The organism is Roseofilum acuticapitatum BLCC-M154 (genome assembly GCF_030068475.1).
GTDB classification, from domain to species: domain Bacteria; phylum Cyanobacteriota; class Cyanobacteriia; order Cyanobacteriales; family Desertifilaceae; genus Roseofilum; species Roseofilum acuticapitatum.
The window spans coordinates 1-15,970 of the sequence record NZ_JAQOSP010000051.1 but is presented as its reverse complement, the minus strand read 5'-3'; the positions used below and the strand labels follow the sequence as shown (position 1 = coordinate 15,970).

Sequence of the window (15,970 nt, the reverse complement as noted above, 5' to 3'; positions counted from 1 at the left end):
AAGGGGGGGGGATGGGGGGATGGGGGTGCGAGCATCTTGCTCGCTATCACAAGGGGGGGGATGGGGGGATGGGGGGATGGGGGTGCGAGCATCTTGCTCGCTATCACAAGGGGGGGGGAGATGGGGGGATGGGGAGATGGGGGTGCGAGCATCTTGCTCGCTATCACAAGGGGGGGGGGAGATAGGGAGCGAGACGCTCCCACTCCAGTAAGATCAAAGAAACCCGGTTTCTGGTAGAAACCGGGTTTCTAGAACATCAGGGTCAGGAGATTCCCAATGTTCTACAGGATATATAACAGAGTAAACAGAACAATCCAGATCACGTCAACGAAGTGCCAGTAAATCTCGGCAGCTTCTACGCCAAAGTGGGACTCTTGGGAATAATGACCCGAAATGCGCGATCGCCACAATACCCCCAAAATTAGCACCAATCCGAACAAAACATGCAAACCATGGAAGCCCGTCAGCACATAAAACGTACTGGCAAACACATTATCCGTTAAGCCAAAACTCAGATGGAAATACTCATACAACTGTCCGATCAGAAACACAAATCCCATCAGGGCAGTAATTCCAAACCACAGTCTCAGTCCTTTTTCATCATCTTTATTCTTAATCGCATCTCCAGCCTTATGAATCACAAAACTACTGGAGATCAGAATAATCGTATTAACGCCAGGTAAGAGCAATTCCAGTTCCGTGCCTTCCGGTTGCCAATCGGGTGCAGTCAGCTTAAACGTCAGATAAGCGGCAAATAAGCCTAAAAAGATCATCGATTCCGCAATCAGGAACATTAAAATCCCAAATATGCGATGATCCGGATGCTCTTCATGATGGGATACGCCATGGGTTTCTTCGGCATATCCCATTACCGTTGCTGTAGCTTCAGCAGAACTTTGCATGTAAATTTTCCTCCAATTGGGTAATGGGTAATAGGGAATAGGGAATGGGGAATGGGGAATAGGGAATAGGAAGCATTCCCCCATCTCCCCATTCCCCCACTCCCCCACTCCCCTAGGTCGATGGTTTCATTTCTGCTAACAACTCATCCACAGATTTCTCTTCTTCCGACGCTTCCGTATCAATCCCATAATCATAGGGGCCAGACCAAAGAATCGGGGGTTCTAAGAAGTTTTCCACCGGAGGAGGAGAAGCGGTTAACCATTCTAGGGTTAAGCCATTCCAAGGATTCGCGGGAGCGATGGGGCCAGCTAACCAACTCCAAACGGCATTAATTAAGAAAGGCAAAGTAGAAATTGCCAACAGAATAGATCCCACCGTACAGACCATATTAACCGTGGCAAATTGCGGGTCATATTCCGCTACCCGGCGAGGCATTCCTTGCAAGCCTAACCAGTGCATGGGGAGGAAGCAAAGGTTAAAGCCAAGGAAGGTTAAGACAAAATGCACTTTACCCCAGGTTTCATTGAGCATTCGACCGGTCATTTTGGGGAACCAGTGATAAATTGCGCCATAGATGCCGAAAACGCTACCACCGAAGAGGACATAGTGCAGGTGAGCGACAACAAAATAGGTGTCGTGAACGTGAATGTCAAAGGGAGCAGAAGCTAACATGATGCCACTTAAGCCCCCCACTACAAAGAGAGAGAGGAAGCCGAGGGCAAAGAGCATGGCGCTATTGAGGCGAATTTTTCCACCCCAAAGGGTAGCGAGCCAGCTAAAGACTTTGATTCCGGTGGGGACGGCGATAATCATGGTGGCAACCATGAAGAACATGCGTAACCAGCCCGGTGTGCCACTGGTGAACATATGGTGGGCCCAAACAATCAGGCCCAGGAAGCTGATCACAAGGCTAGAATAGGCGATCGCCTTATACCCAAAGATCGGCTTACGTGAATGTACGGGAATAATTTCCGAAATCACCCCAAACAGGGGCACAATCATGATGTAAACCGCCGGATGGGAATAAAACCAGAACAGATGCTGATAAACAATCGGATCGCCGCCACCCGTAGGATTAAAAAACGAAGTCCCCGCCATTAAATCAAACACCAACAGGATCAGGGCCCCCGCTAAAACCGGAGTAGACATCAAAATCAAAATGGAAACCGAGACCGTCGCCCAGCAAAATAGGGGCATATCATAAATCCCCATACCCGGCATTCTCATATTCACAATCGTGGTCATGAAGTTGATCCCCCCCAAAATTGAAGAGGTTCCCAACAACAACACACTGAGAATCCAAATAAATTCCCCCGCCTTTTCACCCGTGGTACTTAAGGGAGGATAGGAAGTCCAGCCTGCTCCAGGAGCGCCCACAAAGAAACTCGCCATTAACAGAATGCCCCCTGGAATAATCAGCCAGAAGGCCACCGCATTAAGCCGAGGAAAGGCCATATCCTTAGCCCCAATCATCAGAGGAACCAGATAGTTAGCTAAACCCGCTCCAGCAGGGACAATCCAAAGAAAAATCATCACGGTTCCATGAACCGTAAATAAACCGTTATAGAGTTCGCGGCTGACAAAATCGACTTGTGGGGTCGCCAGTTCGGTACGGATACCAACGGCTAAAAGTCCTCCTAGGATGTAGAAGACAAAGGAGGTAATCAGGTATTGCATCCCGATTATTTTGTGGTCGATGCTGAAGCTTAAGAAATCTCGCCAACTGGGGCGATAGGCTTCAACAACGGCTGATTCTTGTGCTTGTGTCATAGATCTGAGTAATGAGTAATCAGTAATGAGTAATGGGTCTTAGTCTCCCTATCCCCCTATCTCCCTATCCCCCACACCCATAGCCTTAAGGGTGTTCTCATCAATACCCATTTCTTGGGTATAGGGCGCGAGGTATGCTTCGGAGGAGAGGTTAGCGACTGGGGTTCCGATGTTTTCTCCATCGGCTGAGGCCAGTTGCTCATTCATCCATTGGTCAAAATCTTCTGCGGATTCCACAATGGTAGTGGTTCTCATGCCCCCATGGTAGGCTCCGCAGAGTTCTGCACAGACAACGGGATAGGTTCCCATTTCTCTAGGCCGCAGTCGCAGTTGGGTATCCCGGCCGGGAATCGCATCTTGTTTGACTCGGAATTGGGGTATCCACAGGGAGTGGATCACATCAGAGGCTTTGATGTTAAGTTGCACATCTCGGTCTACGGGCATGTGCAGGTCTCCACTGACAATTCCAGTTTCTGGATAGGTGAAAATCCAGGCATATTGGAGGCCGAGAACATCTACGACGAGATCGGCACTTTTGCCTATTTCTTTGGGATCTGCGCCAATGCCGATCGCCACTCGACGGTCTGCTTTTTCGAGCATTGGTGCTTCCAGGGACGCGGCTATGGCTGCTCCCTGCCCATGGTGGGCCATCTGTTGACCATGGTCATGGGAAGCCATGGGATCGAGTCCACCCATATTCGTGTAAACATCGAAGCTATACACCCCTAAGCCTAAAACAATCATGGCTGGAATTGCTGTCCAGACAATTTCTAGGGGAATATTACCTTCGATGGGAGGGCCATCGGTTTCGTCCCCTGGACGCTGACGAAATTTGATGATCGAATAGATCAGAATGCCCTGAACGAGCAAAAATAAACCGATGGAAATGGTCATCATTGTATTAAAAAGACCATCAATCCAGGGTGCTTCTTCGGAAGCAGCAACAGGCAATAACCCATGATGTTGACCAAACCAGAGGCTGATCAGGGTTAAGAGAATGCCTGAAATTAAGGTGATAATGTTACTGGGAATATTCACGGTGATTCGGCCGGTTGATCTTCAAGGGTTTGAACGACAGGGCTGGGCATTGGTAATCGGTCATGTCAGTAGGATAGCCGATCGCCAATCGGCAGTTGGTACACCTCTACACCAATGCTTAGATTCTCCTAGGGAGCGAGTATGAAGCATGATATCCCTTTTTTTAGATTGAGGGAGTCTTGACTTCTCTATTTACGTTAGAGCAGGTCTCGTCAATTCAGGAGTTATCCTAAGCTATCCTTAATACTTTTTTCAATTACTCAATTACTCATTACCCATGACTGAGAATCGAAAGAAAATCGAAAGCCTGGCTAGGATTGGCGATCGCCTGATTACAGTAGTAGACCAGTAGGAACTGGCCCGATGGTCTTGACCTCTGTCTTCGGTTAGTGAGCGTTTGCTCACCAATTGATTAACATGGATCGATAATTTATTGCATAAACGAACTGTGGATATAGGCATGACTCATTTCACCTTCCATGAACAAATAGAATCGAAGCATCGAGTTCACCCTCAACAAAGAATCCTCAATTTAGTCCTCAAGCTGGTCGTGGCTACAGTGCTGTTAATGGCCGTTGGTAGTGCCACCAGGGTGATGAATGCCGGTTTAGCTTGTCCAGACTGGCCCCTATGTTATGGAACCTTAGTCCCCACCCAACAGATGAATCTACAAGTCTTTCTGGAATGGTTCCATCGTCTTGATGCCAGTGTCATTGGCTTAGGGGCAATCTACCTCATGGGTCTCTCTTGGTGGTATCGTCAGGAACTGCCCCAATGGTTACCCTGGGCTGCTAGTGGCAGTTTAGGATTAGTCGTTTTCCAAGGACTCCTCGGAGGACTCACCGTCACCGAGCTGCTCCGCTTTGATATTGTGGCCGCCCATCTGGGAACTGCCCTCCTCTTTTTCCTCAGTCTGGTCACCATCTGGATGTTGCTCTTACCCTATAACGGCACAGGAGCAACCGGAAAACTCCCCTGGATGGGGTCATTTGCCGCCGCTTTGGTCTACATTCAAAGTATTTTAGGGGCCCTGGTTGCCTCCCAATGGGCCGTTCATCAATGCTTAGGAGGAAATCAACTCTGTGGCATTATGCATAGCCATATTGCTGGGGTACTGCCTCCTATCATCACTACCGCAATTCTGATTGTTTGGGCCCGGCGCACTCCTGCCCTTCACCCCTTGCTACGGCGCTTAATTCACTATGCAGGAGGCCTTTTAGTTTTACAAATTTTGTTGGGAGTGGGAACCTTGTGGTTACATCTGCAAGTGGAACCCCTAACCGTTGCCCATCAAACCATTGGAGCCTGTTTATTGGGGATTTTAACCGCATTCTCTGTTTTAGCATGGCGGGATCGTGCGACCCATCACTGAGATGATCCCTAAAACCCCTTACCCCTTACGCTTGACCCCATTACCAGCGCAAAGCGCCCGATTAATCTATGCAAGACACCGCAAGAATTTCTGTATCCTCTCTCCAAAACACTCTACTGGAGACTTGGCAAAACTATTATCAACTCACCAAACCTCGGATTATTCCCCTACTCCTGATCACCACAGCCGCTAGTATGTGGATAGCCTCAGAGGGCAAAATCGATCCGATTCTCTTACTGGTAACCCTGACTGGAGGAACCTTAGCCGCAGCCTCTGCCCAAACCCTGAACTGCATTTATGACTTGGATATCGATTATGCTATGGTACGCACCCGCAAGCGTCCCCTGCCTTCCGGAAAAGTGCAACCGCGACATGCCCTGATTTTTGCCCTCACTCTGGCAGGGTTATCTTTTGGTTTATTAGCCCGATTTGCTAATCTGCAAGCGGCTCTTTTGGCGATGATGGGGATTATCTTTTACATGGTGGTGTACACCCATATGCTCAAACGCAATACGCCCCAAAATATTGTCATTGGTGGCGCGGCTGGGTCAATTCCTCCCTTGGTGGGTTGGGCGGCAGTTACGGGAGAATTAAGTTGGGCAGCTTGGTTATTATTTGGCTTAATTTTCCTCTGGACTCCTCCCCATTTCTGGGCTTTAGCTCTGATGATTCGGGAAGATTATGCGAGTGTAAATGTACCGATGTTGCCTGTAGTAGAAGGGGAAGAAGCTACAACTGAGCAAATTTGGATCTACTCGTTGTTGGTGGTTCCGGTTTCGTTGATGTTGATTTATCCCTTGGGAGTCTGTGGAGTAGTCTATGGTGCTTTCGCGGTGGTTTTAGGGGCAATTTTTCTTCAAAAAGCTTGGGTTTTGTTGAAAAATCCGGAGGATCTGCCTTTAGCAAAATCCATGTTTAAGTATTCGATTTTGTATATGATGGTATTGTGTACGGGAATGGTGATCGATAGCCTGCCCATTACCCATCATATGGTACAAGCTTGTACTGGCCATTTAGAGGCTCTGATGGGGATGGTGTTGAGTATGAGTTAAGATCATTCATCTTGAGTCTGTTCTCTGTTGTTTGTCTTACCCGCTACGGCGGGTTTTTTAATGGCACAAGGAGAAAACTGGTTTTTTCTAGACTACGGCAAGTTGGGAACCGTTAGCGGTTTTGGTGACTTCAATCCGCAGGGGAAAGGCTTCTTTAAAAAAGCTCAGATGGGTAATGGTGAGGATGCAGGCAAATTCGGGGGAGATGGCATTAATAGCGGCGATGAGGCGATCGCACCCTTCCTCATCTTGTGTGCCAAATCCTTCATCAATAATCAGCATTTGTAGGGATGTCCCGGACTGTTGGGCTAGGATTTTCGCTAAGGCTAAACGAATGGCAAAGTTTACCCGAAAGGCTTCCCCACCTGAATAGGTTTCATAGGGGCGAGTTCCATGGGAATCAGCAATTAAAATATCTAAAGTTTCTACCCATTTATCTTTTTTTGTCTTCTGAGATTTTTGCGTGATAAACTGCACATGCAACTGATGAGAACTGAGCCGCGCTAATACGCGATTGGTTTGCGCTTCTAACTCTGGTAAAATGTTCTCAATCATCAGAGATTGAATGCCTTTTTTACCAAACGCATAGGTTAATTCGCTGTAAATTCGATAATTCTTATGGGCACTATCGAGTTGTTCTTTAAGGGTTTGATACTGCCGATCGAGACCTTGTAAATGTTGCTGCTGCTGTTGCAATCTGCCTTGACGAGCAAGCCATTCTTCTCGCTGCTGTTGTCCATCCTGAAGTTGTTTTTCTAAGGCTTTTACTTGAGGCGTAGCATCGGGATTTTGGAGCAGTATTTTATTTAAGCTTTCTAAACTTTTGTGTAATTCCTGCTCTCGATGTTGATGGTCTTCTAAGCGACGATTTAATTCTAAGCAAGTCTGATTCACTTGGGGATACTGTTCTTGAGCTTGTTGCAATTGTTGATAGCGAAATTGGGCACTTTGGCCCTCTCGTAACTGGTGAATTAGGGTTTGGTGGTTCTCTGGATCGTAGCCAATTTCGGCTAATTGGGTTTCTAAGATTTGAATTTGGCGCTGTAGGCTAGAGGTGGTTTGTAATTTTTCTAAGCGGCGGCTGAGTTGCTGCTGTTGGGCTTCTAATTCGGGACGCTCTTGCTGTAGTTTTTGCTGCTGTTTGAGAGCGGATTTGATTTCCCCTTGTTTGATATCTGCCCAGCGCCATTTTTCGACTTGATTTTTGGCGAGAACATGATTTTTTTCGTCATAATTAAGTTTATGGAGTCGCCGATCGATCGTTTCGAGTTCTGTATATAAGTCTTGGGCATAACTGCGAGTTTGCAAAGCTTCTTCGAGTTCCAAAATCTCCGTTTGCAACTGTTGCAGACGTTCGAGTTTTTGCTCGGTGACATCTAAGACGGCTTTCAGTTGCCCTCGCTTTTCGAGAGCGGGACTCAGCCCAGCGAGTTCTCGATCTAAATCCCGGTATTCTTGGCGCAGGACTTGAATTTCCCGTTCAGCAGTGGCAAGTTGTTCGCGAATGATCCAAAGATGATTGAGGATTTCCTGTTGCTCGGAGGTGTGTTTTTGTTGGACTAAGTGCCAGTGGTGTTCATCGAGGGGGCGATCGCATAATGGACAAGGTGGATAATTCTTCTCTTGTGTTTCTTCTGAGGGCGATCGCTGTTGCAGCAGTTGCAATTTTTGGCTAATGGCATCGAGTTGACTTTGGTAGGTGCGCTGCTGGGTGTGCAACCGCTCCATAAAATTGCGCCGTTCTTGCCCTTTCTCTAAGACGCGCTGTTGATAAATCCGTTTTTTCTCTAATTGGGCAATTTCTCCTGCCAGATCTTGGGCAGCTTGTTCTAATAAGGGGGTTTCTGCTTGTTCGGTTTGCAGTCGTTGCCAAGAGGCTTGTAATTCTTCGAGTTTGGCTCGACAGCGAGCAGTCGCTCGATCGAGTTGAGTTTGCAGATTTTGGCGATGGTGGAGCAGGGGAGAGACTTGTAATTGGAGCTGATCGAGGGAATTGAGGCGATCGCGGGCTTGTTGGAGTTTAACTTGGGCTGCTTCTATTTCTGGCTGGCGATCGAGTATGGCTTTGAGTTCTTTCTCTTGGGTGTGCAGATGCTCCAGTTGAATGCGAATTAAACGTAGTTGATCGTCTAAGGCTTGCTGTTGCTCTTTTTGCGTTTGGCGCAGATGATTAAGCTGTTCTTGGGTGGTTTGATAGGCGCTAAATTGGGCGGCAAGTTGGGCTTCCCTGACTCGCAGGTTCTCGAAGTTGTGATAAGCGGTTGTAATGCTATTTTCTTGCCTTAAAAGGCTTTCGAGTTGCTCCTTTTGAGCGATCGCACTTTCTCGCTCTTGCTGCAAACGTTGGCGATCGCGATCGAGGCTTTCCTTTTGGCTTTGATGCCATTGAAGTTGCTGATGTAAGGTTTGTTGCTGATGCTGGAGGGTTTGCCAACTGCCCAGTTGTTGCTTTGCTCTCGCTTGGGTATCTTGGAGTTGGTGCAAATGTTGCTCGATCGCTTGCAGTTCTTCCGCGATCGCCTCTTCTGTCGTCAGTTGGCTTTGAATCGCCTCAAGTTGCGGTTGCAGCACTGCCACAGTCGCCTTATGCTGCACCGCAATTTCCTTAGCGCGATCGCTCAGGCGATCGTAGCGATCCAAATTCAACAACCGCGCCAAAATCTGCTTACGCTCCATCGCCCCTTTGAGCATAAACTCATCCGCCCTGCCTTGGCGCAAATAAGCCGAATTCACAAACGTATGGTAATCCAGTTTCAGACTCTCAATAATCAGCTCTTGAGTTTGGCGCATATTCCGACTCGTCAGGGAACGAAACCCCCTTTCCGTTTGCACCTGAAACTCCAGACTCGTCGTTTGTCCCCGTTGACGAGTACGAATCACCCGAAACGTTTGCTGATGTTGCATGAGGCTAAAGCTCACCCGAACCTCCGCCGCTCCGTAATGGATCAAGTCATCTTCCGTATTAACACGACTTTTACCCCACAGACACCAGGCGATCGCCTCCAACAAAGACGACTTTCCCGCCCCATTCACCCCAGAAATACAAGCGGTATGGAGTTGACTAAAATCTAGGCTCGCCTCCTGATAACTCAGAAAGTTTTTCAGCGTCAATTGTAGCGGTATCATTCCAAAAGCACTACCTTATCCTTTAATCCCTTAAGGTAAAGTGTACCCGATCCTACCCCCATTCCCTAATTATCCTCTGCACAGGGATCGTTAAACTTCGTATAGAAACTACCGTATTGCAACCAATACTGTTTCAAACCATGATTCGGCGTATGTAAACTCGCCTTAGCTTCATACAAAATCACCTGTCGATGTTGTCCGATCCAAACCCGTTTAGCCGGTTCGACCGAAATCAACGTTCCACCCAAACTCGATACACACTCTTCAAATCGTTCTACTGCTGAGTATTCTACACTTTGAAAGATGAAAAAACTACCGGAACAGATTAAATAGCGATTTCTAATCCAATTTCGCATTTTTTGACAAGCCACTGGGGGGATCACAGCTCTCTCCATTCAGAACTTTTCAACTCTCTAGATCAAAACAAGGGGATAAAACCCCTTGTTTTTTTGGTCTAATCATTGACTACCAGGGCGCAGTAGCTCTTGTTGGGTTTAAGCCACTTCTGTAATGCTTACAATCTTGCCGCCCGCTTTATGAATACGCTGGATTTGGGGAGTCATCTTAGATCCAGAAACCAAATACTTAGTCGTACTCACATGACGCGGACAGTCAAATTTAGACCCTTTGACCACAATTTCAAACTTCTTCTCAGTCGCATCTTTATAACCCGCAACACGACCGCCTTTAGAAGGCAACGTAATCTTAGTTGCGGCATTGGTTGCCACATCTTGTACCAAGCGAGAAGCCTTAAATGCACTGTCTACCCCCGCATTCCCTTGATACAAAGACAAAGTGCGGTTATAACCGACTTGTTTTTGTCCCGTCTGACTCATCGATCCCTGATAGTAAGGAACAATATTCTCCCCAAATTTTTCTTGGTATTCCATACTGTCCAGATAGGAATCAATTTCAGCATCATAACCTCCCTCAATACAGAGGGTAATATGTTCTGAAATTTCCTTCTGATCCATTGGGGCACGGCCCAATAAATGCTTGAAATTTAACTCAACAAATCGATAGGGAGCGCAGGATTCAAAATAGCGACGACGATAGAACTCAGACTTAGCCACAGCCCGCACAAATTCCCGTACAGTAATCTCTCCTTGAACAAGCTGGGATTCAGCCGTCACCAGCCGTTCACTTTCCATCACATGGGGATTCCCCAACACCTGCTTATAAACAGCACGAATGATGGCTTGCTGTTCATCTAAGCTACTGCTTTTCCACATTTCAACTGGTGCATCTAATACAATGCTCATGGGTATCATCCTAAATGAAGTTTCAATTTTTTAAACTGATTATGTTTTCCCTGTTATAAGGAAATCATTCCCCAGGCTGCTAAAGCTACAGCGCCTACTCCTAAACTTAATAATCCTGCCCCAGTCAGAGTTATGATTGTGCCTGTTAGACGAAGCCAAACCGGATAAGGAGGTTGTTGCCATGACCAGCGATAATCGGCTTTAGGGGGTTGAAAATAACCCAATTGTTCTAACTTCTGGCGATAATCTGCTCCATAACGAGGCATTCTGGCACTGGGTAAATTTCCTTGAGAACGTTGGGGTAAAATCCGCCGCCGTTGATAGGGAACGGTGCGATCGCCAAAATGGGTCAAATATTCTTCGCTATCGAGCAATCGATCGATAAATCCATTTAAACCTTCAGTCGCCAGAATAATCGACCAGGCTAATTTTTCCCGTTCTCCATAGACTTCTCGTCCGAGTACCCGTTGAATACACAATTCTACAAACCGATAGTTATTATTAGGTTCATAGTTGTTGATCCGAAAGGTTTCAGATAAAAGCAGCGATCGCACAAAATCACGGACAGTAATTTGACCCGATCGCAACTGAGATTCTAGGCTCTGTTGCAGATTTTTACACAGCAATTGCTGCTCATTAAACACTTGCCGATAGGCTGCCCAAATCAGTTCACCCATTTCTGTTGATGAAGTCAACAGTTCAGTCGTATATAAACGAGGTTTTTCCGGACTCGAAATTTCAAATCCCTCAACCCGATGGTTTTGAGAGGTTGGGGAATATTGAAGCAAGGGAATTGCCATAAGACCTCCAAGGTTATTTTGAGTTGAACTAAGTTAATATGCCTAAAGAGCTTCTTTCTCTTTAGGAGCATTCTAACTCCTGAGCGATCGCCTAAACGGGATCGATTAGGACTCATTTGAACCTAATTATGCCGAACTGAACTTCTTACCTTGACCTCATCTCTGAATGGAGATGAGAGATCTGTTTGTTATTCTTCAGTCTGGAGGAGCCTAGAGACGGACTCTAAGCCAGTCTCTAGGAAACTGTCTAAATCAGCCAACCTCCCATAACTTAGAAACCTAGCAGATGAGAAGTAATTAAAAGAGTGAACAAATGGTAAAGAAATCGGAAAGATTCCTAAAATATCGCCAAATTTAACATTTTGTAATACTTGATCCCCAAATAACCGGGAGAATATGCTTAGTTTTCTTGTAAGCTGAAAGGAATGGGTCAAGGCAACTGTAACCACATGAGGATTCTTTTAATTGAAGATGACATAAGTCTGGCTGAGACTCTAGCAGAAGCCCTAACGGATCAACTTTATGTTGTTGACATTGCCCAGAATGGAGCATCAGCTTGGGAATATTTTGACGCTCTTGACTACGATCTCTTGCTCTTAGATGTGATGCTTCCCGATCTCGATGGGATCAGTCTCTGCAAGCAACTTCGTCTTCAAGGTTATCAAATGCCGATTCTCATGATTACCGCTCGCGATACCGTTAGCGACAAAATTGCGGGTTTGGATGCTGGAGCAGATGATTATATCGTTAAACCGGTTGATTTGGGTGAATTATTTGCACGAGTTCGCGCCCTTTTGCGTCGAGGGAGTGTATCAGCTCCAATTTTAGAGTGGGGAGCCTTAACCTTCGATCCTAGCACCTATGAAGCCAACTATAATCATCAAGCCCTACATTTAACCCCCAAAGAATATTCCCTATTAGAATTACTCCTGCGAAATGGTCGTCGGGTATTAAGTCGTCATGTGATGATTGAACATATTTGGTCTCTCAAAGATCCCCCAGAAGAAGATACTATTAAAGTACATATTCGCAGTTTGCGTCAAAAACTAAAAGCGGCTGGTGCGCCAGAATATTTTATTGAAACCGTTCATGGTATTGGCTATCGTTTAGGGAAAGTTGAGAACCCTTAAAAATCAAAAATCCTTAATGGGTAAGATGACGGTTAGGGTTGTGCCTAGGTTGAGTTGGCTGTCAACTTCAAGGGTTCCCCCTTGCAATTCTACACATTTTTTAGTCACTACTAACCCTAATCCTGTACCGGGAATATTTCCCACATTTTGACCCCGTTGGAAGGGTTCAAAGAGTTTGTCTCGATCCTCTGGAGAAATGCCGATACCGCGATCGCTAATTTCAAAGACAATTTCCTGCGGTTCAACCGTTAAGCGCAATTGGACATCACTACCAATCGGAGAATATTTAATCGCATTAGACAACAAATTAGAAAGAATCGATCGCAGCAATTTTTCATCTAAATTCACCCAAGCCGAATCCTGGCTACAGATAAATTTGAGACCATACTGATGACCCGCACTCAACTGAATTTCTTCCAGCAACTGGCGGCAGAACTGAGGCACATTCAGGGGTTGAGGGTCGAACTCTAGTTTACCTGCTTCAGCCCGATTAATGGTGAGAATATCATCCAACAAGTGTATTATTTGTTTGATTGAATCTTGAATTCTCCGTAAATTACGGGAGCGTTTAACCGGATCTTCCGGTTGATGGAGCTGGGAAGACTGTTCTAACAACTGGGCAGCCGCTAAAGCCGTACTCAGGGGAGTCCGAAACTCATGGGAAGCCATGGAGAAAAAGCGAGTTTTCAGGGTATGTAGCTCCTTTTCCCGCTCTAGAGCCAGTTTCATCTCATTGAGTCGCTTACGGGCAGTAATATCGCGGGAATTGACGACAAATCGGGGTTCTGGGTAGCTTTCTATGCCATTTTCCCTCACGGACGATCGATCGGCATGGCTAACAGCTTCTAGGATACGCCAAAACCCCTCCTGATGTTGGGCGCGAAATTCCATGGGCAGTAGCCCTTCTTGGCTTTCTAAGCTATTGATGATCTGCTGATAAATTTTGCAGGAGTCATCGGGATGTACTAAGTCAAAAAAGTTTTGACCCATCAGTTTCGTGGGGGGATAACCCAGGACTTTTTCAACGGAGGGACTGGCATAGTAAATTGTGCCTTGGCGATCGACAATGGTAATAATATCTAAGGCATTTTCAATCAGGGAACGAAACCGTTCTTCGGAGCGCTTGAGAGCTTCTTCGGTGTGTTTGCGTTCGCTAATATCTCGCTGAATCGACACCCAATGGGTATATTCATTCTGTTTGTTGGCAACGGGAACTAAACTAAACTCGACCCAAAACTCGGAGCCATCTTTACGATAGTTGATTAATTCCATGGTGAGGGGTTGCCATTCCCCTAGAGAAGCTTTGACTTGTTCAAGTTTTTGCCGGTCAGTTTTTGCCCCTTGGAGAATGCGGGGAGTTTGGCCGATCAGTTCTTCGAGGGTATAACCGGTCATGCGGGTGAAGGCTTGATTGACGTAGAGAATACGAGGGCCGGGGGGATTGAGGGGGAAGGCTTCCGTGATCAGGACGGCATCATTAGTATTGATAACTACAGACTGAAGGAGGCGCACCTGTTCCGCTTGCCGTTTTTGTTCGGTCACGTCGGCGACGACGGCCACCATACCACTAATGCGATCGCCGCTATCGAGTAGAGGCGCAGCAGAGAAAACGATATCAATGGGGGAGCCGTCTTTTCTAAAGCGGCGTAGTTCTAAACTGGGGGGGGTGATGCCTTGCAAACAGGCTTTACGCAGGTCGCGATATTCGTCTACAGTTTCTTCGGAAAGGATGGGGTTGGGTTGATTGTAAACTTCGAGTTCACTCCAACCAAACATTTGTTCGGCGGCTGGATTCCAGAGTTGTACCCGGTCTTGGAGGTCGAGGGTAAAGATGGCGCGGGGAGAGGCAGCAATGAGCGATTGTAGGGTGTGGTTGGTGTGCCGGAGGGCGATTTCCGTGCGTTGACGTTCCGCAATTTCCAGGCGTAGGGCGTGGTTGGTGCGGGCGAGTTCTTCGGTGCGCTGTTCGACGCGCTGTTCGAGTTGGGTGTTGAGTTGTTGCAGTTGTTGATAGAGTTCAGATTGGCGGATGGCGATCGCCACTTGGGTGGCAAGTTGTTTCATCAGTTCGATTTCATGGGGTTGCCATTGCCGGGTTTGGCGACAGTGATGGGCGATGAGTAAACCCCACAGATGGGGCGCAGGATGGGGGGTTTGTGGGGTTTCAATTTCGGTTTGAATAATGGGAACGACTAATTTGGCTTTGACGGCGAATTGTTGCACGAATTCCACCAAGCATTCTTCAATGTCGGATTGTTCGATATTGGCGATCGCCCGACTTTTGCCATTGATGTAAGCTTGATGATATTCCTGGGGAAAGACTTCTGCCGGAAACACTTCGCCTAAAATGCGCGGATAATCGGGTAAAACCGTTTCGGTAATGGCGCATCCGGTTCCATCGCCATAAATTTGATAGATTAAGACGCGATCGCAGTCTAAAAATTGGCGCACATCAGCTACCGTGGTTGCCAGCACTTCATCGAGGTTTAAAGATTGGCGAATATGTTGGGCAATTTCATGGATTAACCGCTCTCGCTCGGTTTGTTGTCTTAGGATCAGTTCAGCCCGATGGCGACGATGAATTTGCTGATACACTTGATAACAGGCGATCGCCAGTAATAGGAGTCCAGCGAGGATAATAATACCGTTTACATCCATCTCTCCAATACTCCTAAATTCTCAGATTTACATACTCTATATTTCCTATGGGCCGTCTGTGGCAAATTTTTCAAACTGTTTTGGGACTGATTTTCCGCCATCCCTTGGTGGGAACCAGTATTATCCCCATTCTTCCTGATGGGCGTGTTGTCTTAGTGCAGCGCAAGGACGATCTATCCTGGGGATTACCCGGAGGATTAGTCGATTGGGGGGAAACCATTCATCAAGCAGCCGTGCGAGAAGTGGCAGAAGAAACGGGATTAACGGTGGTGAAGATTGGGCGTTTGGTGGGGGTATATTCTGCACCCGATCGCGATCCGAGAGTCCATTCAGTTTGCATTTTGGTTGAAGCTCAGGTAGAAGGGGATCTCTCTATTGAAGATACCCTAGAAATTCAAGCGGCTCAACCCTATGAGTTCTCGAATTTACCCGAAGGGAAACTTTCCCACGATCATCGCCAACAAATCCAAGATTATTTGCAGGGAAAGACCACCCTGGCTTAAGATCGGGGGGCGATCAAAATTTCTAGCTATTTCTTATGACGGCTTCTGATTCTACCCCTCAAACTGGTGGTGGTTTACCGGTGATTCAATATTGGGCAGAGCAAACCGTTTCATCTCAAGGGGTGAAGCTTTGGCAAACCTTGAGTCATCAAGTCCGGTTAAACAGTTGTCATTGCGACCGCAGGGAAGCAATCGCGCTTCGCGTTTCATATGATGTCCGGTTTCCGCAAGCGGACATGAAAATTTGTTAAGAAGCGGGCAAGATGCCCGCACTCCTCGAATTCTTTGATATGACTGGAGTGGGAGCATCTTGCTCCCTGGATTTTTAATTAGGGTACTTAAGCGGACTTGATATA

At 46.9% G+C, this 15,970-nt stretch carries 14 protein-coding genes; 6 read left to right on the top strand and 8 right to left on the bottom strand.

Going from position 1 to position 15,970, the window contains the following annotated elements:
• Window positions 1–281: 281 nt before the first annotated feature.
• The 3 genes from PMG71_RS07295 to PMG71_RS07285 form a co-directional block, all read right to left on the bottom strand.
• Window positions 282–902 carry a cytochrome c oxidase subunit 3 gene (locus PMG71_RS07295; protein WP_430541000.1) on the bottom strand — a complete coding sequence of 207 codons (621 nt, stop codon included), beginning with the start codon at window positions 900–902 and terminating at the stop codon, window positions 282–284.
• Between the two features lie 112 nt (window positions 903–1,014).
• Window positions 1,015–2,673, bottom strand: a complete 1,659-nt coding sequence (gene ctaD / locus PMG71_RS07290; protein WP_283752997.1) for a cytochrome c oxidase subunit I — start codon at window positions 2,671–2,673, stop codon at window positions 1,015–1,017.
• A 48-nt stretch (window positions 2,674–2,721) separates the two neighbouring features.
• On the bottom strand, window positions 2,722–3,711 hold the full coding sequence (locus PMG71_RS07285) for a cytochrome c oxidase subunit II (RefSeq protein WP_283752996.1): 990 nt from the start codon (window positions 3,709–3,711) through the stop codon (window positions 2,722–2,724).
• 1 nt (window position 3,712) lies between these two features.
• Between PMG71_RS07285 and PMG71_RS07280 the strand changes: the two genes are divergently transcribed.
• From PMG71_RS07280 to PMG71_RS07270, 3 genes are all read left to right on the top strand, one after another.
• Window positions 3,713–3,856: a hypothetical protein gene (locus PMG71_RS07280; RefSeq protein WP_283752995.1), complete on the top strand. Its 144-nt coding sequence runs from the start codon at window positions 3,713–3,715 to the stop codon at window positions 3,854–3,856.
• A 315-nt stretch (window positions 3,857–4,171) separates the two neighbouring features.
• Window positions 4,172–5,083 carry a COX15/CtaA family protein gene (locus PMG71_RS07275; protein WP_283752994.1) on the top strand — a complete coding sequence of 304 codons (912 nt, stop codon included), beginning with the start codon at window positions 4,172–4,174 and terminating at the stop codon, window positions 5,081–5,083.
• A gap of 68 nt (window positions 5,084–5,151) precedes the next feature.
• Window positions 5,152–6,135 carry a heme o synthase gene (locus PMG71_RS07270; protein ID WP_283752993.1) on the top strand — a complete coding sequence of 328 codons (984 nt, stop codon included), beginning with the start codon at window positions 5,152–5,154 and terminating at the stop codon, window positions 6,133–6,135.
• A gap of 87 nt (window positions 6,136–6,222) precedes the next feature.
• On the opposite strand, the gene PMG71_RS07265 is transcribed toward PMG71_RS07270, so the two are convergent.
• The 4 genes from PMG71_RS07265 to PMG71_RS07250 form a co-directional block, all read right to left on the bottom strand.
• Complete coding sequence (locus PMG71_RS07265) at window positions 6,223–9,261, bottom strand: AAA family ATPase (protein WP_283752992.1); 3,039 nt, start codon at window positions 9,259–9,261, stop codon at window positions 6,223–6,225.
• A 65-nt stretch (window positions 9,262–9,326) separates the two neighbouring features.
• The gene (locus PMG71_RS07260) at window positions 9,327–9,656 is read right to left on the bottom strand and encodes a hypothetical protein (RefSeq protein WP_283752991.1); all 330 of its coding nucleotides are present in this window, start codon (window positions 9,654–9,656) and stop codon (window positions 9,327–9,329) included.
• 99 nt (window positions 9,657–9,755) lie between these two features.
• Window positions 9,756–10,523: a phycobilisome rod-core linker polypeptide gene (locus tag PMG71_RS07255; protein WP_283752990.1), complete on the bottom strand. Its 768-nt coding sequence runs from the start codon at window positions 10,521–10,523 to the stop codon at window positions 9,756–9,758.
• A gap of 53 nt (window positions 10,524–10,576) precedes the next feature.
• Window positions 10,577–11,323 (bottom strand): phycobilisome rod-core linker polypeptide, encoded by a 747-nt coding sequence (locus PMG71_RS07250; protein WP_283752989.1) that lies wholly within the window; start codon window positions 11,321–11,323, stop codon window positions 10,577–10,579.
• A 449-nt stretch (window positions 11,324–11,772) separates the two neighbouring features.
• On the opposite strand from PMG71_RS07250, the gene PMG71_RS07245 reads away from it, so the two are divergent.
• On the top strand, window positions 11,773–12,453 hold the full coding sequence (locus PMG71_RS07245; protein WP_283752988.1) for a response regulator transcription factor: 681 nt from the start codon (window positions 11,773–11,775) through the stop codon (window positions 12,451–12,453).
• 3 nt (window positions 12,454–12,456) lie between these two features.
• Here PMG71_RS07245 and PMG71_RS07240 read toward each other — a convergent pair whose 3' ends face one another.
• The gene (locus PMG71_RS07240) at window positions 12,457–15,111 is read right to left on the bottom strand and encodes a PAS domain S-box protein (RefSeq protein WP_283752987.1); all 2,655 of its coding nucleotides are present in this window, start codon (window positions 15,109–15,111) and stop codon (window positions 12,457–12,459) included.
• A 47-nt stretch (window positions 15,112–15,158) separates the two neighbouring features.
• Here PMG71_RS07240 and PMG71_RS07235 point away from each other — a divergent pair, with 47 nt between their 5' ends.
• Both PMG71_RS07235 and PMG71_RS07230 read left to right on the top strand, forming a co-directional pair.
• Window positions 15,159–15,614 carry an NUDIX domain-containing protein gene (locus PMG71_RS07235; protein ID WP_283752986.1) on the top strand — a complete coding sequence of 152 codons (456 nt, stop codon included), beginning with the start codon at window positions 15,159–15,161 and terminating at the stop codon, window positions 15,612–15,614.
• Between the two features lie 35 nt (window positions 15,615–15,649).
• On the top strand, window positions 15,650–15,865 hold the full coding sequence (locus PMG71_RS07230; protein ID WP_283752985.1) for a hypothetical protein: 216 nt from the start codon (window positions 15,650–15,652) through the stop codon (window positions 15,863–15,865).
• Window positions 15,866–15,970 lie beyond the last annotated feature (105 nt).